This window comes from Streptomyces sp. NPDC002499 (assembly GCF_053595415.1).
Genome location: NZ_JBSFXO010000005.1, coordinates 123,590 through 149,126, shown reverse-complemented (window position 1 = coordinate 149,126; position 25,537 = coordinate 123,590). Strand labels below are relative to the sequence as shown.

Annotated in this window: 23 protein-coding genes and 1 tRNA gene; 12 read left to right on the top strand and 12 right to left on the bottom strand. The window is 69.8% G+C overall.

Features of this window, described 5'->3' with window-relative positions; all coding sequences use genetic code 11:
- Nucleotides 1-55: 55 nt before the first annotated feature.
- The 4 genes from ACWD5F_RS14730 (at nt 56) to ACWD5F_RS14715 (ending at nt 6,700) form a co-directional block, all read left to right on the top strand.
- Nucleotides 56-1,858, top strand: a complete 1,803-nt coding sequence (locus ACWD5F_RS14730; protein ID WP_401716601.1) for an ABC-F family ATP-binding cassette domain-containing protein — start codon at nt 56-58, stop codon at nt 1,856-1,858.
- A gap of 189 nt (nt 1,859-2,047) precedes the next feature.
- Nucleotides 2,048-3,871, top strand: a complete 1,824-nt coding sequence (locus ACWD5F_RS14725) for an outer membrane protein assembly factor BamB family protein (RefSeq protein WP_451254331.1) — start codon at nt 2,048-2,050, stop codon at nt 3,869-3,871.
- Nucleotides 3,872-3,929: 58 nt separating this feature from the next.
- Nucleotides 3,930-5,756, top strand: a complete 1,827-nt coding sequence (locus ACWD5F_RS14720) for an outer membrane protein assembly factor BamB family protein (RefSeq protein WP_451254329.1) — start codon at nt 3,930-3,932, stop codon at nt 5,754-5,756.
- 251 nt (nt 5,757-6,007) lie between these two features.
- A complete protein-coding gene (locus tag ACWD5F_RS14715; protein WP_124003804.1) occupies nt 6,008-6,700 on the top strand; it encodes a helix-turn-helix transcriptional regulator in 693 nt (230 codons plus the stop codon).
- A gap of 79 nt (nt 6,701-6,779) precedes the next feature.
- Here the strand turns inward: ACWD5F_RS14715 and ACWD5F_RS14710 are convergent, their stop codons facing one another.
- Both ACWD5F_RS14710 and ACWD5F_RS14705 read right to left on the bottom strand, forming a co-directional pair.
- On the bottom strand, nt 6,780-7,094 hold the full coding sequence (locus ACWD5F_RS14710) for a hypothetical protein (RefSeq protein ID WP_451254327.1): 315 nt from the start codon (nt 7,092-7,094) through the stop codon (nt 6,780-6,782).
- A gap of 21 nt (nt 7,095-7,115) precedes the next feature.
- Nucleotides 7,116-8,825 carry a sodium:solute symporter family protein gene (locus ACWD5F_RS14705; RefSeq protein WP_451254325.1) on the bottom strand — a complete coding sequence of 570 codons (1,710 nt, stop codon included), beginning with the start codon at nt 8,823-8,825 and terminating at the stop codon, nt 7,116-7,118.
- Nucleotides 8,826-8,950: 125 nt separating this feature from the next.
- Between ACWD5F_RS14705 and galT the strand changes: the two genes are divergently transcribed.
- From galT to galK, 3 genes are read left to right on the top strand one after another with little or no spacing between them, the layout of a single operon-like run.
- Entirely contained in the window at nt 8,951-10,012 is a 1,062-nt protein-coding gene (gene galT, locus ACWD5F_RS14700; protein WP_401716615.1) for a galactose-1-phosphate uridylyltransferase, read from the top strand.
- The gene (gene galE / locus ACWD5F_RS14695) at nt 10,009-10,974 is read left to right on the top strand and encodes a UDP-glucose 4-epimerase GalE (protein WP_401716618.1); all 966 of its coding nucleotides are present in this window, start codon (nt 10,009-10,011) and stop codon (nt 10,972-10,974) included. Before galT ends, galE begins: the two co-directional genes overlap by 4 nt.
- Nucleotides 10,974-12,128 carry a galactokinase gene (gene galK, locus ACWD5F_RS14690; RefSeq protein ID WP_451254322.1) on the top strand — a complete coding sequence of 385 codons (1,155 nt, stop codon included), beginning with the start codon at nt 10,974-10,976 and terminating at the stop codon, nt 12,126-12,128. The genes galE and galK overlap by 1 nt, the downstream gene beginning before the upstream one ends.
- Here galK and ACWD5F_RS14685 read toward each other — a convergent pair.
- Nucleotides 12,121-12,576 carry a GNAT family N-acetyltransferase gene (locus ACWD5F_RS14685; protein WP_451255095.1) on the bottom strand — a complete coding sequence of 152 codons (456 nt, stop codon included), beginning with the start codon at nt 12,574-12,576 and terminating at the stop codon, nt 12,121-12,123. The two genes, galK and ACWD5F_RS14685, sit on opposite strands and share 8 nt — an antisense overlap.
- 258 nt (nt 12,577-12,834) lie before the next feature.
- Here ACWD5F_RS14685 and ACWD5F_RS14680 point away from each other — a divergent pair, with 258 nt between their 5' ends.
- Nucleotides 12,835-13,608, top strand: coding sequence for a LuxR C-terminal-related transcriptional regulator (locus ACWD5F_RS14680; protein ID WP_401716623.1), 774 nt, complete (start codon nt 12,835-12,837; stop codon nt 13,606-13,608).
- 52 nt (nt 13,609-13,660) lie between these two features.
- Here the strand turns inward: ACWD5F_RS14680 and tamR are convergent, their stop codons facing one another.
- A complete protein-coding gene (gene tamR / locus ACWD5F_RS14675) occupies nt 13,661-14,158 on the bottom strand; it encodes a MarR family transcriptional regulator TamR (protein ID WP_451254320.1) in 498 nt (165 codons plus the stop codon).
- 89 nt (nt 14,159-14,247) lie between these two features.
- Between tamR and ACWD5F_RS14670 the strand changes: the two genes are divergently transcribed.
- From ACWD5F_RS14670 to ACWD5F_RS14660, 3 genes are read left to right on the top strand one after another with little or no spacing between them, the layout of a single operon-like run.
- Nucleotides 14,248-15,060 (top strand): trans-aconitate 2-methyltransferase, encoded by an 813-nt coding sequence (locus ACWD5F_RS14670; protein ID WP_451254318.1) that lies wholly within the window; start codon nt 14,248-14,250, stop codon nt 15,058-15,060.
- Nucleotides 15,061-15,062: 2 nt separating this feature from the next.
- Entirely contained in the window at nt 15,063-15,491 is a 429-nt protein-coding gene (locus ACWD5F_RS14665) for a glyoxalase (protein WP_451254316.1), read from the top strand.
- A 6-nt stretch (nt 15,492-15,497) separates the two neighbouring features.
- The gene (locus tag ACWD5F_RS14660; protein WP_401716634.1) at nt 15,498-15,671 is read left to right on the top strand and encodes a CsbD family protein; all 174 of its coding nucleotides are present in this window, start codon (nt 15,498-15,500) and stop codon (nt 15,669-15,671) included.
- A 149-nt stretch (nt 15,672-15,820) separates the two neighbouring features.
- On the opposite strand, the gene ACWD5F_RS14655 is transcribed toward ACWD5F_RS14660, so the two are convergent.
- Both ACWD5F_RS14655 and ACWD5F_RS14650 read right to left on the bottom strand, forming a co-directional pair.
- Nucleotides 15,821-16,498, bottom strand: coding sequence for a TetR family transcriptional regulator (locus ACWD5F_RS14655; protein WP_401716637.1), 678 nt, complete (start codon nt 16,496-16,498; stop codon nt 15,821-15,823).
- Nucleotides 16,495-17,508, bottom strand: coding sequence for an acyl-CoA desaturase (locus tag ACWD5F_RS14650; RefSeq protein ID WP_451254313.1), 1,014 nt, complete (start codon nt 17,506-17,508; stop codon nt 16,495-16,497). The genes ACWD5F_RS14655 and ACWD5F_RS14650 overlap by 4 nt, the downstream gene beginning before the upstream one ends.
- 315 nt (nt 17,509-17,823) lie before the next feature.
- Here ACWD5F_RS14650 and ppc point away from each other — a divergent pair, with 315 nt between their 5' ends.
- Complete coding sequence (gene ppc / locus ACWD5F_RS14645; protein ID WP_401716642.1) at nt 17,824-20,565, top strand: phosphoenolpyruvate carboxylase; 2,742 nt, start codon at nt 17,824-17,826, stop codon at nt 20,563-20,565.
- Nucleotides 20,566-20,644: 79 nt separating this feature from the next.
- Here ppc and ACWD5F_RS14640 read toward each other — a convergent pair whose 3' ends face one another.
- The 6 genes from ACWD5F_RS14640 to ACWD5F_RS14615 form a co-directional block, all read right to left on the bottom strand.
- Nucleotides 20,645-21,139, bottom strand: a complete 495-nt coding sequence (locus tag ACWD5F_RS14640) for a hypothetical protein (RefSeq protein WP_451254311.1) — start codon at nt 21,137-21,139, stop codon at nt 20,645-20,647.
- Between the two features lie 64 nt (nt 21,140-21,203).
- Nucleotides 21,204-21,806 (bottom strand): aminoacyl-tRNA hydrolase, encoded by a 603-nt coding sequence (gene pth, locus ACWD5F_RS14635; protein WP_451254309.1) that lies wholly within the window; start codon nt 21,804-21,806, stop codon nt 21,204-21,206.
- Between the two features lie 102 nt (nt 21,807-21,908).
- Nucleotides 21,909-22,496 (bottom strand): 50S ribosomal protein L25/general stress protein Ctc, encoded by a 588-nt coding sequence (locus ACWD5F_RS14630; protein ID WP_451254307.1) that lies wholly within the window; start codon nt 22,494-22,496, stop codon nt 21,909-21,911.
- Nucleotides 22,497-22,697: 201 nt separating this feature from the next.
- Nucleotides 22,698-23,678, bottom strand: coding sequence for a ribose-phosphate diphosphokinase (locus ACWD5F_RS14625; RefSeq protein ID WP_124003789.1), 981 nt, complete (start codon nt 23,676-23,678; stop codon nt 22,698-22,700).
- A 77-nt stretch (nt 23,679-23,755) separates the two neighbouring features.
- Entirely contained in the window at nt 23,756-25,204 is a 1,449-nt protein-coding gene (gene glmU, locus ACWD5F_RS14620) for a bifunctional UDP-N-acetylglucosamine diphosphorylase/glucosamine-1-phosphate N-acetyltransferase GlmU (RefSeq protein WP_451254306.1), read from the bottom strand.
- Between the two features lie 128 nt (nt 25,205-25,332).
- Nucleotides 25,333-25,404 (bottom strand) — tRNA-Gln (locus ACWD5F_RS14615).
- Between the last annotated feature and the right edge of the window lie 133 nt (nt 25,405-25,537).

Sequence of the window (25,537 nt, the reverse complement as noted above, 5' to 3'; positions counted from 1 at the left end):
GCCGCCCGGTGCGCATTAGGCTGGGTGGCTGACCATCCCCCCTGTCAGGAGCGAAATGGCCGTCAACCTGGTCAATGTCGAGAACGTCAGCAAGGTGTACGGCACCCGTGCCCTGCTCGACGGTGTCTCGCTCGGTGTCTCCGAAGGGGACCGGATCGGGGTCGTGGGGCGCAACGGTGACGGCAAGACCACGCTGATCCGGATGCTCGCCAAGCTGGAGGAGGCCGACACCGGACGCGTCACCCACTCCGGCGGGCTGCGGTTCGACGTGCTCACCCAGCACGACTCGCTCGACCCCACGGCGACCGTCCGTCACGAGGTCATCCGGGACATGGCCGACCACGAGTGGGCGGGCAACGCCAAGATCCGTGACGTACTCACCGGACTCTTCGGCGGGCTCGACATGCCGGGCTTCCCGCAGGGCCTGGACACCGTCATCGCGCCCCTCTCCGGCGGCGAGCGGCGCCGTATCGCGCTCGCGAAGCTGCTGATCGAGGACCAGGACCTGATCATCCTGGACGAGCCCACCAACCACCTCGACGTCGAGGGCATCTCCTGGCTCGCCCGCCATCTGCGCGAGCGCCGCTCGGCGCTCGTCTGCGTGACCCACGACCGGTGGTTTTTGGACCAGGTCTGCACGCGCATGTGGGACGTGCAGAAGGGCGATGTCTTCGAGTACGAGGGCGGCTACTCCGACTACGTCTTCGCGCGGGCCGAGCGCGAGCGGATCGCCGCCACCGAGGAGACCAAGCGGCAGAACCTGGTCCGCAAGGAGCTGGCCTGGCTGCGCCGCGGCGCCCCCGCCCGGACCTCCAAGCCGCGCTTCCGCGTCGAGGCCGCCAACGAGCTGATCGCGGACGTGCCGCCGCCCCGGGACAGCAGCGAGCTGATGAAGTTCGCCTCCTCGCGGCTGGGCAGGACGGTGTTCGACCTGGAGGACGTGACCGTCCAGGCCGGCCCCAAGGTGCTGCTGAAGCACGTGACGTGGCACCTCGGCCCCGGCGACCGGATCGGCCTGGTCGGCGTCAACGGCGCCGGAAAGACCTCCCTGCTGCGGGCCATGGCCGAGGCCGCCCGCAGTGACGGCGACACCCAGCCCGCGGCCGGCAAGGTCGTCGTGGGCAAGACGGTCAAGCTGGCCTACCTCTCCCAGGAAGTGGCCGAACTCAAGCCCACCCTGCGGGTGTTGGAGGCCGTCCAGCAGGTCCGTGAGCGCGTCGACCTCGGCAAGGGGCGCGAGATGACCGCCGGGCAGCTGTGCGAGACGTTCGGCTTCAACAAGGAGAAGCAGTGGACGCCGGTGGGGGACCTGTCGGGTGGTGAGCGGCGCCGGCTCCAGCTGCTGCGGCTGCTCATGGACGAGCCCAACGTCCTCTTCCTCGACGAGCCGACCAACGACCTCGACATCGAGACGCTGACCCAGTTGGAGGATCTTCTCGACGGCTGGCCCGGCTCGATGATCGTCATCTCCCACGACCGGTTCTTCGTCGAACGCACCACCGACCGGGTCTTCGCGCTCCTCGGTGACGCCACCCTGCGGATGCTGCCGCGCGGCATCGACGAGTACCTGGAGCGGCGCAAGCGGATGGAGGAGGCGGTCGCCGCCGCGGCGCCGGTGACAGTGAAGCCCGTCGCCGAGAAGAGCGCCGCCGACCAGCGGGCCGCGAAGAAGGAACTCCAGAAGATCGAGCGGCAGTTGGACAAGGTCTCCGAGCGGGAGACCAAGCTGCACGCGCAGATCGCCGAGCACGCCACCGACTTCGCGAAAGTGGCCGAACTGGACGCCGAACTCCGCGATCTCGCCGGGCAGCGCGAGGAACTGGAGCTGCGCTGGCTGGATCTCGCCGAGGACGCGTGAAGGGTGAGTGAAGGCGCGTAACAGCGGCATCACGGGCCGGTTCTCCCTTGGGAACAGGGGTTGAACCGGCTCGATGCTTTGTCGGTGGCGAGTGATAGAAAGAGCCGTCTGAGAACTTTCTGAGGACGACTCCGGGCCCGACACAGCCCGGGGTGGCTAAAAATCAGTGAACGAGGGGGAGACGCGCTGATGACTCAGCCGCCGGACCAGCCGCAGCAGCCACCGCAGCCGCCGCAAGGGGCGTTCGGCGCGCCGCCACCCCAGATGCAGCCGCCTCAGACGCCTCCGCCCCCGCAGGGCCCGCCCCAGACCCCGCCGCCTCCGCAGGGCCCGCCGTCCGCCGCGCCCCAGCCCGGTTACGGCTACCCGCAGGCACCCCAGCAGCCCGGCCCCTACGGCCAGCCGGGCCCGTACGCGCAGCCCGGCCAGTACGCCCAACAGCCGGGCCCCTACGGTCAGCCCGGTCCCTACGGCCAGCCGCAGCAGCCGGGTCCCTACGGAGCCCAGCCGGGGTACGGCTATCCGCCGCAGCCCCAGTACCCGGGCGGTCCCGGCATGCCGCCGCCGCCCGCCGGCGGCTCCCGCAACCCCTTCAAGGGCAGGCCGGGGCTCGCCGTCGGGGCGGCCGTCGTCGCGCTCGCCCTCATCGGTGGCGTGGTCTTCGCCGTCACCAGTGGCGGTGACGACAACAAGGACAAGAAGCCGGTCGCCCAGAAGAGCGACGACGCGAAGCCGTCCGCGTCCACCCCGGTCAACCCCGGTGACGGCAGCGGTGACGGCGGGGCCGACCCCGAGGACCTCAACTCCGGCCGCAAGTCGGGCGAGTCGAAGGTCCTCTGGTACAAGGAGGCGCCGAACGCGCCCGGTTCCGGCGCCGACGCACCCGGCCTGTGGATCACCGACAAGACGGTGGTGAAGGCGGCGTACAAGCAGGTCTTCGCCTACAACGTCGGTGACGGCAACCCCACGTGGGACGCGCTCACGTTCCCGCAGAAGATCTGCGCGGTCACCCCGCAGAAGACGGCCGACGACAAGGTCGTGGTGGCCTACGAGAGCGGCACCAGCGACCGGGCCGAGTGCAACAAGCTCCAGCAGATCGACCTGAACACCGGCGCCAAGGGCTGGAGCGGCACGCTCGCCGACGGCGCCCTGTTCGACAGCACCATCACCATCAGCATGTCCATCACCGGCAAGACGCTGATGGTGGGTCGTTCGCAGTCCGGGGTGGCCTTCGACGTCGGCACCGGCAAGAAGCTGTTCGACAAGACGAAGTACGGCAACGCCTGCTTCCCGACCGCCTTCGCGGGCGGCGGCCGGCTGCTCTCCGTCGCCTCCTGCGACGCCACGGGGAACAACGAGCACGACGAGATGCAGGAGTTGGACCCGAAGACCGGCAAGGTCAGGTGGACCCAGAAGTTCGACAAGGGCTGGCGGGTCGCGCGGACGTACTCCGTGGACCCGGTCGTGGTCTACAGCACCAACGAGGACAAGAAGGCCTGGAACATCTCCACCTTCAACTCCAACGGCACCTTCCGCTCGCAGGTCAGCTTCGACGAGGACTTCGCGCCCTCGTGCGGCTGGGCGATCCTCCAGCGCGACCTTCAGGGCTGCCAGGGCGTGGCGGTCGACTCCACCACGCTCTACCTGCCGACCGAGGCCTCCGGCGGGCCGAACGACGTCGTCGCGATCAACCTGGCGACCGGCAAGGAGAAGTGGCGCGTCAAGTCCCCGGCGGACGAGTCGATGCTGCCGCTGCGCACCGAGGGCGGCAAGCTCCTCGCGTACGTGGAGCCGTCGTACGCCGCCGGCGGTCAGGTCGTGTCGATCCCCACCGGCGGCTCGTCGCACAAGCCGGTCAAGCTGTTGCAGAACCCGGCGAGCACGGCCGGCATCGAGAGCGGCTTCTACTCCAAGATCTTCGACTGGGTCGACGGGCGTTTCTATCTCGCGACCACACGGCTGTCCGGGAACGACGACACGAAGGAGAAGTTGATGCTCGCCTACGGCAAGTGACGCCTCCTTCCGTTCGCCCGCCACCCGCCGCCGTCCCCGTCCCCGAGGTACTCACGCCATGACCCAGCCGCCGCCCCCGCCGCCCAACGAGCCACCGCAGCAGCCCGGTTTCGGCCCGCCGCAGGACCAGCCGCAGCAGCCGCCCCAGCAGCCGCCGGGCTACGGCTACCCGCAGGCGCCGCCGCCCCAGGCCCCGCCGGCCGCGCCCCCGCAGCAGCCCGGCTTCGGCGCCCCGCAGGCACCCCAGCCGCCGCAGCAGCCGGGGTACGGCTACCCGGGCCAGCAGCCCAACCCGTACGCCCAGCAGCCCAGTCCGTACGGCCAGACGCCCAACCCCTACGGCCAGCAGCCCGGTTACGGCTATCCGCAGCCGACCACCGTGCCGCTGCACCCGCAGCCGGGGCAGCCGGGCGGCGGCCGGAAGGTCAACGCGCAGGTGGCGATCATCGTGTCGGCGGTCGTGGCGATCGCGCTGATCGTCGGCGGCGGGATCTGGTACTCCTCGTCCGGCAAGAACGACGACAAGAACGACAAGCAGGACAAGCAGGCGAGTTCGGCCGGCCCCACCGGCGGCAAGGACGACAAGGGCGACACCGGCGGCACGTCCACCGGCGGCGAGGAGAAGGTGCCCGCGAACACCGCCTCCCAGGTCCTCTTCCAGGTCCCCGAGCCCGAGGTCGCCAAGGGCGTCAACAGCGTGGCCGTGAACGGCTCCTGGCTGACCGACAAGGCGTACGTCAAGAGCGGCGTCGCCGAGATCGACGGCTACGACCCCGACAAGGGCACCAAGCTCTGGACCATCAAGCTGCCCGGCCCGGTCTGCCAGTCCAGCAAGCACGCCACCGACAGCGGGCTGACGGCGATCGTCTACGAGCCCGCCATGCCGACCAAGGCCGAGCCCGCGCACGGCTGCAGCCAGGTCGCGGCCCTTGACCTCGGCGCCGGCAAGAAGCTGTGGACCAAGACGGTCAAGACCGGTGACACGGCGATCAACTTCGACAACGTCACCGTCAGCGCGAACACCGTCGCGGTCGGCGGCACCAGCGGCGGCGGCGCGTTCGACCTCACCACCGGCAAGTCCCTGTGGGCGCCCAAGCCGACCGACACCTGCTACGACGCCGGGTACGCCGGCGGCGAGAAGCTGGTCGCGGTGCGCAAGTGCGGCGCGTACGGCCAGCGGCAGCTGCACATCCAGACCATCGACCCGAAGTCCGGGAAGGTGATCTCGGAGTACAAGATGTCCGACGGCATCGAGTACGCGGCCGTCGTGTCCACGAACCCGCTGGTGGTGGCCGCCGACGTCGGCGACACCGCGGGCGACGGCAGCGGCATCTCGGACTTCTTCTCCATCGACAACAAGACCGGCAAGCTGCGCACCCGCATCTCGGCGCCGGGCGACCAGTACGCGGCCAAGTGCGACGGCATCTCCCGGATCGAGAACTGCTCCGGTCTCGCGGTCGGCAACGACCGGCTGTACGTGCCGACCGAGGAGCACGACAGCGGCGGCGAGAAGGGCCAGAGCAACGAGGTCGTCGTCTTCGACCTCGCCACCGGCAAGCAGACCGGGCAGCGCGGCGACGCGGGCGACGGCTACACCATCACCCCGCTGCGCATGGACGGCGCCAACCTCATCGCGTACAAGCGCCCGCCCTACGACAAGGGCGGCCAGATCGTCAGCCTCGACGGCGGCACCTTCAAGGAGACCAAGCTGCTGGAGAACCCGGCGACGGACTCGGTGCGCGACGCCGAGTCGCGGATGCTGCCGGAGTACTCCGAGATCATCTACCGGCAGGGTCACCTCTACATGTCCGCGGTCTACGCCGACTCCTCGTCCACCGCGGGCGACAAGGAGTATCTGGCGCTCGCCTTCGGCACCAGCGGCTGAACCCGCGGCTGATCCACGTCCGTTCCGTGACGGCCCCGTCCCTGCTCAGGGGCGGGGCCGTGCGCGTACCGCTCATCACCCTCGAATGAGTGGAAAGCCAGAAAATCCGTCGATCCAGGGCACTTCTCACCAGTAGGGGGAGCGCAACGTCGAACAAGCGTGTAGCTTCCGGGGTCATGGAGGGCGGGGGAGCCGGAGGGGGGCTTCCGTGCGTCCATGGGGATCCATTGGGGGGACTGGGGGGTTGCTCGATGGGAGTGCGGCTGATGGTGGTCGACGACCACCGATTGCTCGCCGAGGCGTTGGCCTCGGCGCTCAAGCTGCGGGGACACCGAGTGCTGGCCGCGGCGGCACCCGCCGCCGGTGCGGCGGAGCTGGTGATCAGCCGGGCACCGGAGGTGTGCCTGCTGGGGACGGCCACACCGGCCGAGCCGGGCATGTTCGACCCGGTGGTGCGGATCAAACGGGAGCGCCCGCAGGTGGCGGTCCTGGTCCTGGGCCCGGTACCGAGCCCACGCGGCATCGCCGCGGCCTTCGCGGCCGGGGCCTCCGGCTACGTACGCCATGACGAACGCATCGAGGGCGTGGAACGGGCGATCATGAAGGCGCGGGCGGGTGAGGCGGCGGTCGCGCCACAGCTCCTCCAAGGCGCCTTCAGCGAACTCCTCAACCCGGCGGCCCAGCCCGACGACGAGGGCCAGCGCCTGCTCCAGATGCTCACCCCGAGGGAGGTCGAGGTCCTGGTCCGGGTGGCCGACGGCGAGGACACCCGCCTGATCGCCGCCGGCATGGGCATCGCCCCCTCCACGGCCCGCACCCACGTGCAGAGGGTCCTGATGAAGCTGGGGGTGGGTTCGAGGCTGGAGGCGGCGGCCTTGGCGGCGAGGACGGGACTTCTGGACAGGGCGGGCCCACTGAACAACTCAGCAGGCCCGGACCTGTAAGCCGGCGGCAACTGCAGCCGACCCAGGGGCGCGGGGAACTGCGCGACCAGCCACAGCGCACCCGCGCCCGGCAACCGGTCTAAGCCCCCTCGTCCTTCTCCTCCGCGATCTCCACCGGAGGCACCGGCCGAAGCTTCACCCAACCCAGGAAGAAGATGCCGAGCAGCAGCATCGCAATCCCGGTCCACAGATTGATGTTGATCCCCTCGGACTTGTCCAGCGACGAGTCCGACGGATTGATCCCGGCGATCGTGACGATCACGCCGTAGACGACGAACAGCCCGCCGATGATCAACCGCAGGTCGAACAGCCGAGAGGCCGTCGTCGACTTGCCCTCCAACTCGCTGACCTCGCGCTGAAGATCGTGCTCTGAGCGTCCTGAGTGTTCAGACATGGTCTCTCAATCCTCCCGCGACTAGAACGAGAACGGGATGTAGCAGAGGGCCGCCAGGATCACGGCACCCCAACCGAGCAGTGCGGGCCGGCGATACCACGCGTCGTCACCCTCGGCGGGAGCCTCCGTCATGCCCGGCGAGGTCGTGCCGTAGACCAGCCCCTGGAGCTCTTCGGCCGGCTTGGGCTGCGTGAACAGGGACACGATGAACATGACCACCGCACCGGCCACGAAGCCGGCGATCGCGGAGACGAAGTTGGCGCCCTGGTCGGAGGGGATGGAGATGATCCCCTGCTTGTAGATCCAGAAGTAGTTCACCATCGCGGTCACCGTGCCCGCGAGCAGCCCCCAGAAGCCGGACTTCGGGGTGGCCCGCTTCCAGAACATGCCGACGATGAAGACGACGAACATCGGCACGTTGAAGAAGGAGAACAGGGTCTGGAGGTAGCTCATGATGTTGGAGAAGGACGACGCCAGGAACGCCGTGCCGACCGAGGCCGCCACACCGATCACCGTGATGAGCCGGCCGAAGCGGACGTAGTACGCGTCCTCGCGGTCCGTGACGACGTACTTGCCCCAGATGTCGGTGGTGAACACCGTGTTGAAGGACGACACGTTGGCCGCCATACCGGCCATGAACGCGGCGAGCAGACCGGTCACCGCGATGCCGAGGACGCCGTTGGGCAGCAACTGCTCCATCAGGTAAGGGATCGCGTCGTTGTACTGGAGGTCCGAGCCGCTGGTGCCGATCTTCGGGACGAGCGCCGCGGCCACCAGGCCCGGGATCATCACCAGGAACACGATGAAGACCTTCGGGTACGCGGCGATCAGCGGGGTGCGCCGGGCCGCGGACAGGTTCTTCGCGGACAGCGCGCGCTGCACCTCGGCGAAGTTGGTCGTCCAGTAGCCGAAGGACAGCACGAAGCCAAGGCCCAGCACGATGGTCAGCCAGTTCGCGCCGAGCGGGTTGGCGCTGCCGATGCCGGTGCCGCCCCACGCGGTGGTGAAGTTGTGGCCGTGGCTCGCGTCGAGCTTGTCGGTCAGGCCGCCCCAGCCGCCGACCTTCTTCAGGCCGAGCACGACGAGCGGGATGAGCGCGGCCAGGATCACGAAGAACTGAAGCACCTCGTTGTAGATCGCGGACGAGAGGCCGCCGAGGGTGATGTACGCCAGCACGAAGAAGCCGGCGACGAGGATCGCGACCCACTGCGGCCAGCCCAGCAGCGCCTCGACCACGATCGCGAGGGCGTACAGGTTCACACCGGCGATCAGGATGGCCGCGAAGGCGAACAGGATCGAACTCAGCAGGTGTGCGGCCTTGTCGAAGCGCAGCAGCAGCATCTCGGGGACCGAGCGGACCTTGCTGCCGTAGTAGAAGGGCATCATCACCAGGCCGAGGAAGACCATGGCCGGGATGGCGCCGATCCAGTACCAGTGCACGGTGTACGCGCCGTACTGCGCGCTGTTGGCCGCCATGCCGAGGATCTCGGTGGCGGCGAGGTTCGCCGAGATGAATGCGAGACCGGTGATCCATGCGGGCAGCGATCGACCGGAGAGGAAGAAGTCGAGGCTGGTCTTGACCGAACGCCGGGCGGCGAAGCCGATGCCGAGCACCACGACGAAGTAGATGCCGAGGATCAGATAGTCGAGCCAGTTGGTGGGGAGTCGCAGCTCGGCTGCCAGTTGCACAGTCGTATGGGTGGACTCGGGGGCATATGTGGGGTTCTGCACCCAGTAATTCAACACGTTCGTTGTCTCACCTTGATTGATTGTGATGTTGACTGAGGTGGTGAGTTGTGTTTTGGTGTGTTCGGTTCTGTTTGGTGGTTGGCTGGCTCGAACAACGGGAGTCCGCAGTGAAGAAGACCTCGACCCGGCTGGCCGACGGTCGCGAGTTGATTTATTACGATCTGCGCGATGACACCGTGCGGGACGCCGTGGACCGTCGCCCGCTGGAGCCGACGGTCACGTCCTCCGAGATCCGCCGCGATCCACTGCTCGGCGACTCCATCGCCGTCGCCTCGCACCGCCAGGGCCGCACGTATCACCCGCCGGCCGACGAGTGCCCGTTGTGTCCCTCGCGGGACGGCCGGCTGAGCGAGATCCCCGACTCCTCGTACGACGTCGTGGTGTTCGAGAACCGTTTCCCCTCGCTGGCCGGCGACTCCGGGCGCTGCGAGGTCGTGTGCTTCACCTCCGACCACAACGCCTCCTTCGCCGACCTGAGCGTGGAGCAGGCGGCGCTGGTGCTGGACGCGTGGACGGACCGCACGTCGGAGCTGTCGCATCTCCCCTCCGTGGAGCAGGTGTTCTGTTTCGAGAACCGCGGCGAGGAGATCGGCGTGACGCTCGGTCACCCGCACGGCCAGATCTACGCCTACCCCTTCATCACCCCCCGCACCGCGCTGATGCTGCGTCAACTCGCGCAGCACAAAAAGGCGAGCGGCGGGGAGAACCTCTTCGACACCGTCCTGAAGCGTGAACTCTCCGGCGAGCGGGTCGTCCTGGAGAGTGAACACTGGGCCGCCTTCGTGCCGTACGCGGCGCACTGGCCCTACGAGGTCCACCTGTATCCCAAGCGCCGGGTGCCCGATCTGCTCGGTCTGGACGAGGAGGCGCGCACAGAGTTCCCCCAGGTCTATCTGGAACTCTTGGGGCGCTTCGACCGGATCTTCGGCGAAGGTGAACCGCCCACGCCCTACATCTCGGGCTGGCACCAGGCGCCGTTCGGCGCGCTCGCGGAGTTCGACGGCGTCAGCCGGGACGACTTCGCGCTGCATCTGGAGCTTTTCACCATCCGCCGCACCTCCGGCAAGCTGAAGTTCCTCGCGGGCTCCGAGTCCGGCATGAGCGTGTTCATCAACGACGTGCCGCCGGAGCGCGCGGCCCAGCGTCTGCGAGAGGTAGCGAGTTCATGAGCAAGTACTTGGTCACCGGTGGCGCGGGGTACGTCGGCAGCGTGGTCGCCCGGCATCTGCTGGAGGCGGGCCACGAGGTCACCGTCCTCGACAACCTGTCCACCGGTTTCCGCGAGGGCGTCCCGGCCGGGGCGACCTTCGTCGAGGGCGACATCCGTGACGCCGCCAAGTGGCTCGACTCCTCCTACGAGGGCGTGCTGCACTTCGCCGCCTTCTCCCAGGTCGGCGAGTCGGTCGTGAAGCCCGAGAAGTACTGGGAGAACAACGTCGGCGGCTCCATGGCGCTGCTCGGCGCGATGCGCGAGGCCGGCGTGCGCAAGCTGGTCTTCTCCTCCACCGCGGCCACCTACGGCGAGCCGACCGAGGTCCCGATCGTCGAGACGGCACCCACCGCCCCGACCAACCCCTACGGCGCCTCCAAGCTCGCCGTCGACCACATGATCACCGGCGAGGCGGCGGCCCACGGCCTGGGCGCGGTCTCGCTGCGCTACTTCAACGTGGCGGGCGCGTACGGCGCGCAGGGCGAGCGGCACGACCCCGAGTCGCACCTCATCCCGCTGGTCCTCCAGGTCGCCCAGGGCCGGCGCGAGGCCATCTCGGTCTTCGGCGACGACTACCCGACGCCCGACGGCACCTGCGTGCGCGACTACATCCACGTCGCCGACCTGGCCGAGGCGCACCTGCTCGCGCTGACCGCCGCCACCCCCGGCGAGCACCTCATCTGCAACCTGGGCAACGGCGAGGGCTTCTCGGTCCGCCAGGTCATCGAGACCGTCCGCCAGGTCACCGGGCACCCGATCCCCGAGGTGGTGGCCCCGCGCCGGGGCGGCGACCCGGCGTCGCTGGTGGCCTCGGCGCAGACCGCCCGCGAGAAGCTGGGCTGGCAGCCGTCCCGCGCGGACCTCGCGGGTATCGTCGCGGACGCCTGGGAGTTCGCGCAGCAGATCGCAAGGGAGCAGTAGTGGGGGCAGAGCAGGTCCGTGAGGACTTCGTCGGGCTGTACGGGACCGAGCCGGAGGGCGTCTGGGCGGCGCCGGGCCGGGTCAACCTGATCGGCGAGCACACCGACTACAACGACGGCTTCGTGATGCCGTTCGCGCTGCCGCACACCGCGGTGGCCGCCGTCTCACGCCGCACGGACGGGGTGCTGCGCCTGCACTCCGCGGACGTCGAGAGCGGGGTCGTCGAGCTGTCCCTGGACGCCCTGGTGCCCGAGAACGACCGCGACTGGACGGCGTACCCCTCGGGTGTCGTCTGGGCGCTGCGCGAGGCCGGGCACCCGGTCACCGGCGCCGACATCCATCTGGCCTCGACGGTCCCGGCGGGCGCGGGCCTGTCGTCGTCGGCGGCCCTGGAGGTCGTCGTCGCCCTCGCGCTCAACGACCTGTACGAACTGGGTCTCAAGGGCTGGCAGTTGGCCCGGCTGTGCCAGCGCGCGGAGAACGTCTACGTCGGTGCGCCGGTCGGCATCATGGACCAGACCGCGTCCGCGTGCTGCGAGGAGGGCCACGCCCTGTTCCTCGACACCCGGGACCTGTCGCAGAAGCAGATCCCCTTCGACCTCGCGGCCGAGGGCATGCGCCTGCTGGTCGTCGACACCCGGGTCAAGCACTCGCACAGCGAGGGCGAGTACGGCAAGCGGCGCGCGGGCTGCGAGAAGGGCGCGGCGCTGCTCGGCGTGGACGCCCTGCGGGACATCCCGTACGACGAGCTCGACGCGGCCCTGGCCCGGCTCGGTGACGACGAGGAAGTGGTCCGGCTGGTCCGGCACGTCGTCACGGAGGACGAGCGGGTGGAGCGGGTGGTCGCGCTCCTGGAGGCGGGGGACACCCGCGCGATCGGGCCGGTGCTGGTCGCCGGTCACGCCTCGCTGCGCGACGACTTCCAGGTCTCCTGCCCGGAGCTGGACCTCGTCGTCGACACCGCCGTCGCCACCGGCGCGCTCGGCGCCCGGATGACCGGCGGCGGCTTCGGCGGCTCGGCGATCGTCCTTGCGGAGACCGCCGACGTGGACACGATCACCAAGGCCGTCGAAGAGGCCTTCGCCACGGCCGGGTTCCTCGCGCCGCGGGTGTTCGAGGCGGTGCCCTCGCCGGGCGCGCGCCGGCTCAGCTGAGCCGCTTGGTCAAGGTGTACTCGGTGATCCCCGGCGGATAGTCGGGGATCACGCACACCACCTCGTAGCCGTGTTTCTTGTAGAACTCCGGCGCCTGGAAGTCCCACGTCTCCAGCCGGGCCGACCCGCAGCCCCGCTCCTCGCGCGCGACGCGCTCCGCCGTCTCCAGGAGCCGGGAGCCGAGCCCCGCGCCGCGGTGGCGGTCGTCGACCCACAAGTACGCCACGTGCAGCCAGCTCGTCCAGGTGTGGCCGACCAGGCCGCCGGCGAGGCCGTCCGCCTCGTCCAATGCCCAGACATGGAGCGGAAGTTCACGTTCCGCGGGGGTTCCGCGCAGTGCGCGCAGCACCGGTGAGGCGGCCGTGTTGGTGTCCCGGAGTCGGGAACGGAGAAGATCGCGTCGGGCCCTGTCGATTTCTGTCTCAAGACGAAACATGCGGCTCACCATAAACGCGCTGGCCAACCAGTTCTGCAAATTACCTTCCGCTCCCGCCCCCCAGCCGTACCCTGATGAACGGCACCGGTGGGGGCCGGTGCTGATCAGGGGGCGAGACAAGTCGGGTACGGCACCCGAAGTGGGGGTAGCAGTTCACGCATGGCGGCGGCCGTGCACAGCCATCGCGCTTCGGGCGTCGTACCTGCGCCCGTGTCGTCTCCCGACGATGGGGTATCCCCTGCTCTTCGAGAGCTTGGGGAAGGGGGTTTCGTGGTTCGCATCCGTGTCCTGGTCGTCGACGACCATCGCATCTTCGCCGAGTCGCTCGCCGCGGCACTGGCCGCAGAGCCCGATGTCGACGTCTCCGCCGCCGGCAGCGGTCCTGCGGCGCTGCGCAGTCTGGAGCGCGCCGCCGCCGAGGGGCGCCGCTACGACGTGCTGCTCGTCGACTCGGACCTGGGGGGCAACGTGCCGGGCGTCCGGCCCGCGGTGCCGCTCCAGGAAGCCGGCGAGGACGGGCTGGTCGACGGGATATCGCTCGTCGCCGGCGTCCGCACCGCCCAGCCGGGCGTCCGGATCGTCGTCCTGGCCGAGAAGGACGATCCCCGGCGGGCCGCACTGGCCCTGCAGGCCGGGGCGTCGGGATGGGTGGCGAAGGACTGCTCGCTGTCCCGCCTCCTCACGGTCATCCGGGGGGTGCTGCGCGACGAGACGCATCTGCCGCCGGCCCTGCTCACGGGTGTCCTGCGGGAACTCACGGCGGCGCGCAAGCACCGCACCGAGAGCGAGCGGCTGGTGGAGTCCCTCACGCCGAGGGAGCGCGAAGTGCTGCGCTGCATGGTCGCCGGCCTGGGCCGCAAGGCCGTCGCCGAGCGCCTGTTCCTCTCCCCGCACACCGTCCGCACCCACATGCAGAACGTCCTGGGCAAACTCGGCGTCCACTCCACCCTCGCCGCGGTCGCGCTCGCGCGCAGGGCGGGAGTAGGTCCGGTCGACCTGGAACCGACGGCACGCATCGGGGCGGAGGAGACCCACACGGCCTGACCGGGACCCTGTGCCCGACCGGGGCCAGGGTCTTCAAGGCTCAACGCTCGGCTCAGCCCGGGATGTTGTCGAACGGGGCCGTCAGTTGGCGTAGGAGGCTTGCCAGTTCGCCGCGTTGGGCTCGGGAGAGCTCCGCGAGGATCGCGCGTTCCTGGGCGAGCAGGCCGGCCAGGGCCTGGTCCGCGCGGTCCTGGCCCTCCTCGGTCAGCCGGACCAGCACCCCGCGCCGGTCGCTCGGGTCGGGCAGCCGCTCCACCAGGCCCTTCTTGGCCAGCCGGTCGATGCGGTTGGTCATCGTGCCCGAGGTGACCAGAGTCTGCGTCAGCAACTGGCCCGGGGAGAGCTGATACGGCGTCCCCGCGCGCCTGAGCGCGGTCAGCACGTCGAACTCCCAGGGCTCCAGGCTGTGTTCGGCGAAGGCCAGCCGGCGCGCCCGATCCAGGTGCCGCGCCAGCCTGCTCACCCGGCTGAGTACTTCCAGCGGCTCCACGTCGAGGTCCGGACGCTCCCGGCGCCACGCTGCGACCAGCCGATCGACCTCGTCCTCCATGACGATCAGTGTAGTGGTTGTGTCGACATGAAGTCTCTTGAAGTCGAGTCTCTTGACATCAAGATATATGGGCGGGGAAGGTGGACCTCATGACCACTCCCACCTGGGATCCCGCCCAGTACCTGCGCCACGCCGACCACCGCGCCCGCCCCTTCACCGACCTCCTCGCCCGCATCCCGGACCCGCCGTCCTCCGCACCCCGCGTCGCCGACCTCGGCTGCGGCCCCGGCAACATGACCGCCCTGCTCGCCGAGCGCTGGCCGGCCGCGCACATCGTCGGCTACGACAACTCGCCCGAAATGCTCGACAAGGCCCTCGTGGAGTACGAGGGCCAGACACCCGGCGGCGGCCGCCTGGACTTCTCCTACGCCGACGTCCGCACCTGGGCGCCCGAGGGCACGTACGACCTGATCGTCAGCAACGCCACCTTCCAGTGGGTCCCCGGGCACGTCGACCGCTTCGCCGAATGGATCGCCGCCCTCGCCCCCGGCGGCACCTTCGCCTTCCAGGTCCCCGGCAACTTCTCGGCCCCCAGCCACCAGTTGATGCGCGACCTGGCCCACTCCGCCCCCTTCCGCGACCGCCTCGCCGAGACCCTCCGCCACGACGACGCCGTGCTCGCACCGGAGACCTACCTGGAGCGGCTGACCGCGCTCGGCGCCTCGGCCGACGTCTGGGAGACGACGTACGTCCATCTCCTGACCGGTGAGGACCCGGTGCTGGACTGGGTCAAGGGGACCGGGCTGCGGCCGGTGCTCACCGCTCTCGCCGACGACCCGGCCGCCCGGGACGAGTTCCTCGCCGCCTACCGGGCCGCCCTGCGCGAGGCGTATCCGGCGACCGCGCACGGCACCCCGTTCCCCTTCCGCCGTATCTTCGCGGTCGCCCGCAAGGCGGACTGACCGTGCTCGCCGCCGTCGACCACGTCCAGCTCGCCGCCCCGCCCGGCTCCGAGGAACTGCTGCGCGGCTTCTACGCCGACGTCCTCGGCATGACCGAGATCCCCAAGCCGCCGGTGCTCGCGGCGCGGGGCGGGTGCTGGTTCGCGGCCGGGGCGGTGCAGCTGCACCTGGGGATCGAGGCCGACTTCAGGCCCGCCAGGAAGGCGCACCCGGGGTTGCGGGTCACCGGCATCGAGGCGTACGCGGCCCGGCTGGTGGCGTACGGAGTGGCGGTGACCTGGGACGACGACCTCCCGGGGCACCTGCGCTTCTACGCGGACGACCCGGTCGGCAACCGGCTGGAGTTCCTTGAGCCGCGGGATCGAGGTTTGCCGAAGGGCTCGGCGGACACCCGGAGTGCGACACCGGAATCCGACCGATCTTTGGAGTGATGAACGGTGGCTGAAGAGGAAAAGGGCAAGGCCAAGGCCGAGCAGATGAAGGGCAAGGCCAAGGAGACCGTCGGCCGTGCCGTCGGCAACGAGCGGCTGACCGCCGAGGGCCGCGCCGAGCAGGCCAAGGGCGACGCCCGCCAGGCCAAGGAGAAGGTCAAGGACGTCTTCAAGGACTGACGTGCTCGGGCGCCGATGCGGTCGAGCACTGCAAGGCCGGCGCCGGGGAAACAAGGCGGGCCCCTGCCTGGGACGGCAGGGGCCCGCCTTCTCGCGTGCGCCTTTTTTCTGCGTGCCTTTTTCTGCGCGCGGCCGGTGCGCGCAGCCGGTCAGCTCTTGCGGCGCCCTATCAGATGCGGCTTCGCCTCCAGGCCGTCCAGGCCGTGCCAGGCCAGGTTGACCAGATGGGCGGCGACCTCCGCCTTCTTCGGGCGGCGGACGTCCAGCCACCACTGGCCGGTCAGCGCGACCATGCCGACCAGGGCCTGCGCGTAGAGGGGAGCCAGCTTGGAGTCGAAGCCGCGGTTCTTGAACTCGCGGCCCAGGATGTCCTCGACCTGCGTCGCGATGTCCGAGATCAGGGACGCGAAGGAACCCGTCGACTGCGGGATGGGGGAGTCGCGGACCAGGATGCGGAAGCCGTCCGTGTACTCCTCGATGTAGTCCAGGAGCGCGAAGGCGGCCTGCTCGCACAGTTCGCGGGGGTGGCCCGCGGTGAGGGAGCTGGTCACCATGTCCAGGAGGCGGCGCATCTCGCGGTCCACGACCACCGCGTACAGGCCCTCCTTGCCGCCGAAGTGCTCGTACACCACCGGCTTGGAGACCCCGGCCTTCGCCGCGATCTCCTCCACCGACGTGCCCTCGAAGCCCTTCTCGGCGAACAGGGTGCGGCCGATCTCCAGCAGCTGCTGGCGACGCTCGGCACCCGTCATCCGGGTGCGGCGGGCACGCCGCGGCTTTTCATTGCTCGGGGTGCTGCTGGAGTCGGTCGCCACGGCGTCAATCATGCCGCCTCGGCGGTTTCCCTCCCGCGCCGGGAGCCGTCCTGGTCGGTGTTCCGGCGGGAATCGATACGCGAGCGTGACGGCCAGCGCACGTCGTAGGCCCAGCCGAGCTGCTCGCACCAGCGGATGATGCGCGCCGAGGAGTCCACCTGGCCGCGCATCACACCGTGCCGCGCGGAGGTCGGGTCGGCATGGTGCAGGTTGTGCCAGGACTCACCGCAGGACAGCACCGCGAGCCACCACACGTTGCCCGAGCGGTCCCGCGACTTGAAGGGCCGCTTGCCGACCGCGTGGCAGATCGAGTTGATCGACCAGGTGACGTGGTGCAGCAGCGCCACCCGCACGAGGGAACCCCAGAAGAAGCCGGTGAAGGCGCCCCACCAGGACATCGTCACCAGACCGCCGATCAAGGCGGGCAGGGCCAGCGAGAGCATCGTCCAGTAGATGAACTGCCGGGAGATCGTGCGGATCGCCGTGTCCTTGATCAGATCCGGCGCGTACTTGTCCTGCGGGGTCCGCTCCTCGTCGAACATCCAGGCGATGTGCGCCCACCACAGGCCCTTCATCAGCGCGGGCAGCGTCTCGCCGAAGCGCCACGGGGAGTGCGGGTCGCCCTCCGCGTCGGAGAACTTGTGGTGCTTGCGGTGGTCGGCCACCCAGCGCACCAGCGGCCCCTCCACCGCCATCGAACCGGCGATGGCGAGCGCGATCCGCAGCGGGCGCTTGGCCTTGAAGGAACCGTGGGTGAAGTAGCGGTGGAAACCGATCGTCACGCCGTGGCAGCCGAGGTAGTAGAAGAAGACGAGCAGCCCGAGGTCGAGCCAGCTCACACCGCCCCAGCTCCAGGCCAGGGGCACCGCTGCGAGAAGGGCCACGAAGGGTACGACGATGAAGAGGAGAAGCGCGAGCTGCTCGACCGTCCCCTTCTTCTCACCGCCGAGGGTCGCTGGGGGGAGTGGGGTGTCGTTGTTCGCCTTCGGGGCGTCGTCGATCACATCGGAACTTGTGGACATGGTGGCGTCCCCTGTGGGGTCGATGGTGGAGAGGCGGTGCCGGGACGGCAACGGGAACCTTGCCCGGGCTCCGTTACGACAGTCCCTACGGTTCCGTAACCTACGGCATCGTAAGTATGGCAGTGGATGGCCGGGCGGCAAGGAGCCCGACAGTCTGCGCGTCCGCATGGACACCTATCCTTGGAGTCGGTCGGACAGCGCGGTCCGCTCTGATTCCTTCCCGGATGTCAGGGCCGTATGCGGCAGCTCGCCGCACGGCCCCGGTCGGCCGGGTTCCCTCCCGGACGAGCTTCAACACTGCAAGGAGCCGCACCTGTGAGCAGTGCCGACGACCTGACTACGAGCACCACCTCGACCAGCAGCGAGCTGCGCGCCGACATCAGGCGGCTGGGCGACCTGCTCGGCGAGACCCTCGTCCGGCAGGAGGGCCCCGAGCTCCTGGAGCTGGTCGAGAAGGTCCGCCGCCTCACCCGCGAGGACGGCGAGGCCGCCGCCGAGCTGCTGCGAGGCATCGAACTGGAGACCGCGGCCAAGCTGGTGCGCGCCTTCTCCACCTACTTCCACCTGGCCAACGTCACCGAGCAGGTGCACCGGGGCCGCGAGCTGCGTGCCCGGCGCGCCGCCGAGGGCGGTCTGCTGGCCCGTACCGCCGACCGTCTCAAGGACGCCGATCCCGAGCACCTGCGCCAGACCGTCGGCAACCTGAACGTGCGGCCGGTGTTCACGGCCCACCCCACGGAGGCCGCCCGCCGGTCCGTCCTCAACAAGCTCCGGCGCATCGCCGCGCTCCTGGAGACCCCGGTCATCGAGGCCGACCGCCGCCGCTACGACACGCGGCTGGCCGAGAACATCGACCTGGTCTGGCAGACCGACGAACTGCGCGTGGTACGCCCCGAGCCGGCCGACGAGGCCCGCAACGCGATCTACTACCTCGACGAACTGCACGCCGGCGCCGTCGGCGACGTACTGGAGGACCTCACCGCCGAGCTGGAGCGCGTCGGCGTCCAGCTCCCCGACGCCACCCGGCCGCTGACCTTCGGCACCTGGATCGGCGGCGACCGCGACGGCAACCCGAACGTCACCCCGCAGGTGACCTGGGACGTCCTGATCCTCCAGCACGAGCACGGCATCAACGACGCCCTGGAGCAGATCGACGAGCTGCGCGGCTTCCTGTCCAACTCCATCCGCTACACGGGCGCGACCGACGAGCTCCTGGACTCGCTCGGCACCGACCTCCAGCGGCTGCCCGAGATCAGCCCCCGCTACAAGCGGCTGAACGCGGAGGAGCCCTACCGGCTCAAGGCCACCTGCATCCGGCAGAAGCTGGAGAACACCAAGCAGCGCCTGGCCAAGGGCACCCCGCACCAGCCCGGCCGCGACTACCTCGGCACCGGCGAGCTGCTCACCGACCTCACGCTCATCCAGACCTCGCTGCGCGAGCACCGCGGCGGCCTGTTCGCCGACGGCCGGATGAACCGCACCATCCGCACCCTGGCCGCCTTCGGCCTCCAGCTCGCCACCATGGACGTGCGCGAGCACGCCGACGCCCACCACCACGCCCTCGGCCAGCTCTTCGACCGGCTCGGCGAGGAGTCCTGGCGGTACGCCGACATGCCCCGCGAGTACCGGGGCAAGCTGCTCGCCAAGGAGCTGCGGTCGAGGCGGCCGCTGGCCCCGACCCCGGCGCCGGTGGACGCGGCCGGCGAGAAGACCCTCGGTGTCTTCCAGACCGTGAAGCGGGCCCTCGAGGTGTTCGGGCCCGAGGTCGTCGAGTCGTACATCATCTCCATGTGCCAGGGCGCCGACGACGTGTTCGCCGCCGCCGTGCTGGCCCGCGAGGCCGGACTGCTCGACCTGCACGCCGGGTGGGCGAAGATCGGCATCGTGCCGCTGCTGGAGACCACGGACGAGCTCAAGGCCGCCGACACGATCCTGGAGGACATGCTCTCCGACCCGTCCTACCGGCGTCTGGTGGCGCTGCGGGGCGATGTCCAGGAGGTCATGCTCGGCTACTCGGACTCGTCGAAGTTCGGTGGCATCACGACGTCGCAGTGGGAGATCCACCGCGCCCAGCGGCGCCTGCGTGACGTCGCCCACCGCTACGGCGTACGCCTGCGGCTCTTCCACGGCCGCGGCGGGACCGTCGGCCGCGGCGGCGGCCCCTCGCACGACGCGATCCTCGCGCAGCCGTGGGGCACGCTGGAGGGCGAGATCAAGGTGACCGAGCAGGGCGAGGTCATCTCCGACAAGTACCTCGTGCCGTCGCTGGCCCGGGAGAACCTGGAGCTGACCGTCGCGGCCACCCTCCAGGCGTCCGCCCTGCACACCTCGCCCCGCCAGTCCGACGAGGCGCTCGCCCGCTGGGACGCGGCCATGGACGTGGTCAGCGACGCCGCCCACGCGGCCTACCGCAGGCTGGTCGAGGACCCGGACCTGCCGACGTACTTCCTCGCGTCCACGCCGGTGGACCAGCTCGCCGATCTGCACCTGGGCTCGCGGCCCTCCCGTCGCCCCGGCTCGGGCGTCTCGCTCGACGGACTGCGCGCGATCCCGTGGGTGTTCGGCTGGACCCAGTCCCGGCAGATCGTGCCCGGCTGGTTCGGTGTGGGTTCAGGGCTGAAGGCGCTGCGCGAAGCGGGTCTCGACACCGTGCTCGACGAGATGCACGAGCAGTGGCACTTCTTCCGCAACTTCATCTCCAACGTCGAGATGACGCTGGCCAAGACGGACCTGCGGATCGCCCAGCACTACGTCGACACGCTCGTCCCGGACGAGTTGAAGCACGTCTTCGACACGATCAGGGCCGAGCACGAGCTGACCGTCACCGAGGTGCTGCGGGTCACCGGCGAGACCGAACTCCTCGACGCCACCCCGGTGTTGAAGCAGACGTTCACCATCCGTGACGCCTACCTGGACCCGATCTCCTACCTCCAGGTGACCCTGCTCAAGCGCCAGCGTGACGCGGCGGCCGCCGGCCGTACCCCGGACCCGCTGCTGGCCCGGGCCCTCCTGCTCACGGTCAACGGCGTCGCCGCGGGCCTGCGCAACACGGGCTGAGCCACTCGGACATGACGGTGCCCCCGGGATCCGTACGATCCCGGGGGCACCGCCGTTCCTGGACGCGTCCGTACGTCGGTCACTGGACGGCGATGAACGTGGCCGTCAGCAGTGCCGCTCCCGAGCCCGCCAGCACCCAGCCCAGCCGGATCCGGCCGAGGCCGCCGGCCACCACGACGGACGCGAGCAGCAGCGCGCCGCCCAGCGGTACCCACGCGTACAGGACGCCCGCGAGCCCGCACCGGAAGACCTCGTCCGTGCCGGGCTTCACGACCACCGTGTAGGAATGGCCCTTCTGCACGGCGACGGTCTTCTCCATGACGACGTGCGAGCGCGGCTCCGAGCCCGCGGAGACCGGCGTGTAGGCACCGGTGCAGGTGTCCCCGTCGCACCGCGCGACCTCGACCGTGCCCTGCTCGCGCCCCTTGGTGAGCATCACGTACTGGGCGCTGCCCCACGACGCCCACACACCGGCGACCATGATCAGCACCGCGATCGTCCCCATCGCCGCGAGCCGCCCGAACCGCAGCGCGGCGACCGGCGTCTTGCGGGAGGTGGCGGCTGTGGCGGGCATGGCCGGGATCATTGGCCATGGCCCTGCGCGCGGTCAACTCGGGTCGGCCCGGGCGGGCGACAAGTCAGGAGTTGTACGTGCTTTGCGCCCGCTCGAGACCTTCGAGGACCAGCGCCTCGGCCGCGTCGGTCGCGCGGTCGACCAGGTAGTCCAGTTCCTTGCGCTCGGTGCCGGAGAAGTCCTTCAGCACGAAGTCGGCGACCTGCATCCGCCCCGGCGGCCGGCCGATCCCGAACCGCACCCGGTGGTAGTCGGGACCCATCGCCTTCGTCATCGACTTCAGCCCGTTGTGGCCGTTGTCCCCGCCGCCCAGCTTCAGCCGCAGGGTCCCGTAGTCGATGTCCAGTTCGTCGTGCACGGCCACGACGTTGACCAGGGGCACCTTGTAGAAGTCGCGCAGCGCGTTCACCGGGCCGCCCGACAGGTTCATGTACGACATCGGCTTCGCCAGGATCACCCGCCGGTTGGCCGGCCCCGGAGGCCCGATCCGCCCCTCGACGACCTGCGCCTGCGCCTTGCCGGCCCGCTTGAACTTCCCCCCGATCCGCTCCGCCAGCAGATCGGCCACCATGAAGCCCACGTTGTGCCGATTCCTCGCGTACTCCGGGCCTGGATTCCCGAGCCCCACGATCAGCCAGGGGGCATTGGCGTCGGTCGTCACGTCCATGTCTCCATTGCTGTGCTTTTCGGTGGACACCCCCGAACCCCCGGCAGCCGGCCGCTGCCCCCAAAGGGAACAGCGGCCGGCGAAACGGTGATGAGGTGAGGATCAGGCCTCGGTCGACTCGCCCTCGGCGTCGTCCGCAGCGGCCTCTTCCGCCTGGGCGGCCAGGACCTGGAGGACGACCGCGTCCTCGTCGATGGCCAGGACGGTGCCGGCCGGGAGCGGGATGTCCTTGGCGGCGATGGAGGCGCCGGCCTCCAGGCCCGCGATGGAGACGGTGACCGACTCGGGGATGTTGGTGGCCTCGGCCTCGACGGTCAGCGTGCTCAGCACGTGCTCGAGGAGGTAGGCGCCCGGGGCCAGCTCGCCCTCGGTGTGGACGTAGACCTCGACGGTGACCTTCTCGCCGCGCTTCACGAGGAGCAGGTCGACGTGCTCGAGGTAGCCCTTGACGGCGTCACGCTGGACGGCCTTCGGGATCGCGAGCTCGGTCTTGCCCTCGATGTCCAGGGAGAGCAGGACGTTCGGGGTGCGCAGGGCGAGCAGCAGCTCGTGGCCCGGCAGGGTGATGTGGACCGGGTCGACACCGTGGCCGTAGACCACGCCGGGGACCTTCTTGTCACGGCGGATGCGGCGGGCGGCGCCCTTGCCGAACTCGGTGCGGGTCTCGGCGGCGAGCTTGACCTCGGACATGTTCACTCCTCGTAGAAAGACTTGATAAGCCTGGGGCAGGTGGTCACCCGGCCGAACATCGGCCTGCTACGAAGAGCGCGTCGATAACGGACCGCCGAACCCTGGAACGGGTACGGCCTCCCTCGCCGAGCAACTGGGTCAGCGTACTCGGCGGGGAGGCCGTAGCAGAAATCGATCTACGACGATCCGCGGCTCAGGGGCCTACTGCTCGTCGAACAGGCTCGTCACCGAGCCGTCCTCGAAGACCTCGCGCACCGCGCTCGCGATCGTCGGCGCGATCGACAGCACGGTGATCTTGTCGAGGTCCTGGCTCAGCTCACCCGGCGTCGGCAGGGTGTCGGTGAGGATGAACTCGCTCACCCGGGAGTTCTTCAGCCGGTCCGCGGCGGGCCCGGAGAGCACGCCGTGCGTGGCCGTCACGATGACGTCCTCCGCGCCGTGCGCGAACAGCGCGTCCGCGGCGGCGCAGATCGTGCCGCCGGTGTCGATCATGTCGTCGACGAGCACGCAGACCCGGCCCTCGACCTCGCCGACCACCTCGTGCACGGTGACCTGGTTGGCGACGTCCTTGTCCCGGCGCTTGTGCACGATGGCGAGGGGGGCGCCGAGGCGGTCGCACCAGCGGTCGGCCACGCGGACGCGGCCGGCGTCCGGGGAGACGACCGTCAGCTTGTCCTTGTCGACCTTGCGGCCCACGTAGTCCGCGAGCAGCGGCAGCGCGAAGAGATGGTCGACCGGGCCGTCGAAGAAGCCCTGGATCTGGTCGGTGTGCAGGTCGACGGTGAGGATGCGGTGCGCACCCGCCGTCTTCATGAGGTCCGCGACCAGACGCGCCGAGATGGGCTCGCGGCCGCGGTGCTTCTTGTCCTGCCGGGCATAGCCGTAGAAGGGCACGATCACCGTGATGGAGCGGGCCGAGGCCCGCTTCAGCGCGTCGATCATGATCAGCTGCTCCATGATCCACTGGTTGATCGGAGCCGTGTGGCTCTGGATCACGAAGCAGTCCGCGCCGCGCACCGACTCCTCGAAACGGACGTAGATCTCGCCGTTCGCGAAGTCGAAGGCCTTGGTCGGGACGACCCCGACACCCAGCTGCTGGGCGACCTCCTTGGCAAGCTCGGGGTGGGCGCGGCCGGAGAAGAACATCATCTTCTTCTCGCCGGTCGTCTTGATCCCGGTCACAGCACTGTCTCCTCAGAGGTTCATCAACTGGGTGTGCGTTTATCACGGTACGCCGTGTTCGACGCACCCGTTTCCGGTCAGTCTTCGCTCTCGCCCTGGCCCGAGGCCGCCTCGGCCGCCTTCGCCGCCGCGCTCCCCGGACGCTTGCGGGCCACCCAACCCTCGATATTCCGCTGCTGGCCCCGGGCCACGGCCAGCGAACCGGGCGGTACGTCCTTCGTGATCACGGACCCGGCGGCGGTGTACGCGCCGTCCCCGACCGTGACAGGCGCCACAAACATGTTGTCCGAACCGGTCCGGCAGTGCGAGCCCACGGTGGTGTGGTGCTTGTCCTGTCCGTCGTAGTTCACGAACACGCTGGCCGCGCCGATGTTGCTGTACTCGCCGATCGTCGCGTCGCCCACGTAGGAGAGGTGCGGGATCTTCGAGCCCTCCCCGATGGAGGCGTTCTTCGTCTCGACGTACGTCCCGATCTTGCCCTTGGCGCCGAGCCGGGTGCCGGGCCGGAGATAGGCGAACGGGCCCACGGACGCGTTCGCGCCGATGTGCGAGGAGTAGGAGACGGTGTTGTCCACCCGCGCCCCCGCCTCGACCCGGGTGTCCGTCAGCCGGCTGTTGGGGCCGACCTCCGCGCCCTCGCCGAGATGCGTGGAGCCGTGCAGCTCGGTGCCGGGGTGCACGATCGCGTCCTGCTCGAAGGTGACGGTGACGTCGATCCAGGTCGTCGCGGGGTCGACGACGCTCACCCCGCCGAGCATGGCGGCGGTCAGCAGCCGGTCGTTGAGGATCCGCCGGGCCTGCGCCAGCTGCACCCGGTTGTTGATCCCGGCGATCTCCCGGTGGTCCCCGGCGACGGAGGCCCCGACCCGGTGCCCGGCCTCCCGCAGGATCCCGAGCACGTCCGTCAGGTACTCCTCGCCCTGGCTGTTGTCCGTGCGCACCTTCTTCAGCGCGTCCGCCAGCAGCTGCCCGTCGAACGCGAACACCCCGGAGTTGATCTCCCGGATCGCCCGCTGCGCCTCGCTCGCGTCCTTGTGCTCGACGATCTCGACGACGGCACCGGTGACGTCGTCCCGCACGATCCGCCCGTAGCCGGTGGCGTCCGGGACCTCGGCGGTCAGCACGGTGACGGCGTTGCCGTCCGCGGAGTGCGTCGCGGCGAGCCGGCGCAGGGTCTCGCCGGTCAGCAGCGGGGTGTCCCCGCACACGACCACGACGGTCCCGTCCACGGAACCGCCGAGCTCCTCGAGGCCGATCCGTACGGCGTGCCCGGTGCCGTTCTGCTCCGCCTGTACGGCGGTGTGCACGGCGGGGTCGATCACGCCGAGATGCGCGGTGACCTTCTCGCGTGCGTGCCCGACGACCACGACGAGGTTCTCCGGCGCCAACTCACGTGCGGCGGCGAGCACATGGCCCACCAGGGAACGGCCGCAGATCTCATGGAGGACCTTGGGTGTGGCCGACTTCATACGGGTGCCCTCACCCGCTGCGAGAACGACGACGGCTGCCGGGCGAATGGCGCTCACGGGGTTGCCCTTCGGCTGTGGATGAGGTGGGGACATCCGAAGGATACCGGGGCGTTTCATGGGGGACATGAGAGTGGGCCCTGACAGTGCTGTCAGGGCCCGAAGTGCGTTGCTGGATGCGGGTGTTGCTCCCCCGCCAGGACTCGAACCCGGACAAATGGCACCAAAAGCCACTGTGCTGCCAATTACACCACGGGGGAATGAGCACGACGGGAGCGGATGTCCGGCCGGGCTGCCTGGTGGCGGCTCCTACTATGCCGTACCGACCGCCCTCGACGCGACGGGTCTTCGTCCGTGCCGGGTCCTCGCCCCGCCGTCGAAACTCATCGAAAA

What these genes read in the sequence shown, in the direction of transcription:
- ACWD5F_RS14650 (WP_451254313.1), bottom strand. Translation starts at nt 17,508, where the DNA reads ATGTCCACAAGTTCCGATGTGATCGACGACGCCCCGAAGGCGAACAAC.
- ACWD5F_RS14725 (WP_451254331.1), top strand. Translation starts at nt 2,048, where the DNA reads ATGACTCAGCCGCCGGACCAGCCGCAGCAGCCACCGCAGCCGCCGCAA.
- ACWD5F_RS14640 (WP_451254311.1), bottom strand. Translation starts at nt 21,139, where the DNA reads ATGCCCGCCACAGCCGCCACCTCCCGCAAGACGCCGGTCGCCGCGCTG.
- pth (WP_451254309.1), bottom strand. Translation starts at nt 21,806, where the DNA reads ATGGACGTGACGACCGACGCCAATGCCCCCTGGCTGATCGTGGGGCTC.
- ACWD5F_RS14710 (WP_451254327.1), bottom strand. Translation starts at nt 7,094, where the DNA reads ATGTCTGAACACTCAGGACGCTCAGAGCACGATCTTCAGCGCGAGGTC.
- ACWD5F_RS14630 (WP_451254307.1), bottom strand. Translation starts at nt 22,496, where the DNA reads ATGTCCGAGGTCAAGCTCGCCGCCGAGACCCGCACCGAGTTCGGCAAG.
- ACWD5F_RS14715 (WP_124003804.1), top strand. Translation starts at nt 6,008, where the DNA reads ATGGGAGTGCGGCTGATGGTGGTCGACGACCACCGATTGCTCGCCGAG.
- ACWD5F_RS14720 (WP_451254329.1), top strand. Translation starts at nt 3,930, where the DNA reads ATGACCCAGCCGCCGCCCCCGCCGCCCAACGAGCCACCGCAGCAGCCC.
- tamR (WP_451254320.1), bottom strand. Translation starts at nt 14,158, where the DNA reads ATGGAGGACGAGGTCGATCGGCTGGTCGCAGCGTGGCGCCGGGAGCGT.
- galE (WP_401716618.1), top strand. Translation starts at nt 10,009, where the DNA reads ATGAGCAAGTACTTGGTCACCGGTGGCGCGGGGTACGTCGGCAGCGTG.
- ACWD5F_RS14670 (WP_451254318.1), top strand. Translation starts at nt 14,248, where the DNA reads ATGACCACTCCCACCTGGGATCCCGCCCAGTACCTGCGCCACGCCGAC.
- ACWD5F_RS14655 (WP_401716637.1), bottom strand. Translation starts at nt 16,498, where the DNA reads ATGATTGACGCCGTGGCGACCGACTCCAGCAGCACCCCGAGCAATGAA.
- ACWD5F_RS14730 (WP_401716601.1), top strand. Translation starts at nt 56, where the DNA reads ATGGCCGTCAACCTGGTCAATGTCGAGAACGTCAGCAAGGTGTACGGC.
- ACWD5F_RS14685 (WP_451255095.1), bottom strand. Translation starts at nt 12,576, where the DNA reads ATGGTGAGCCGCATGTTTCGTCTTGAGACAGAAATCGACAGGGCCCGA.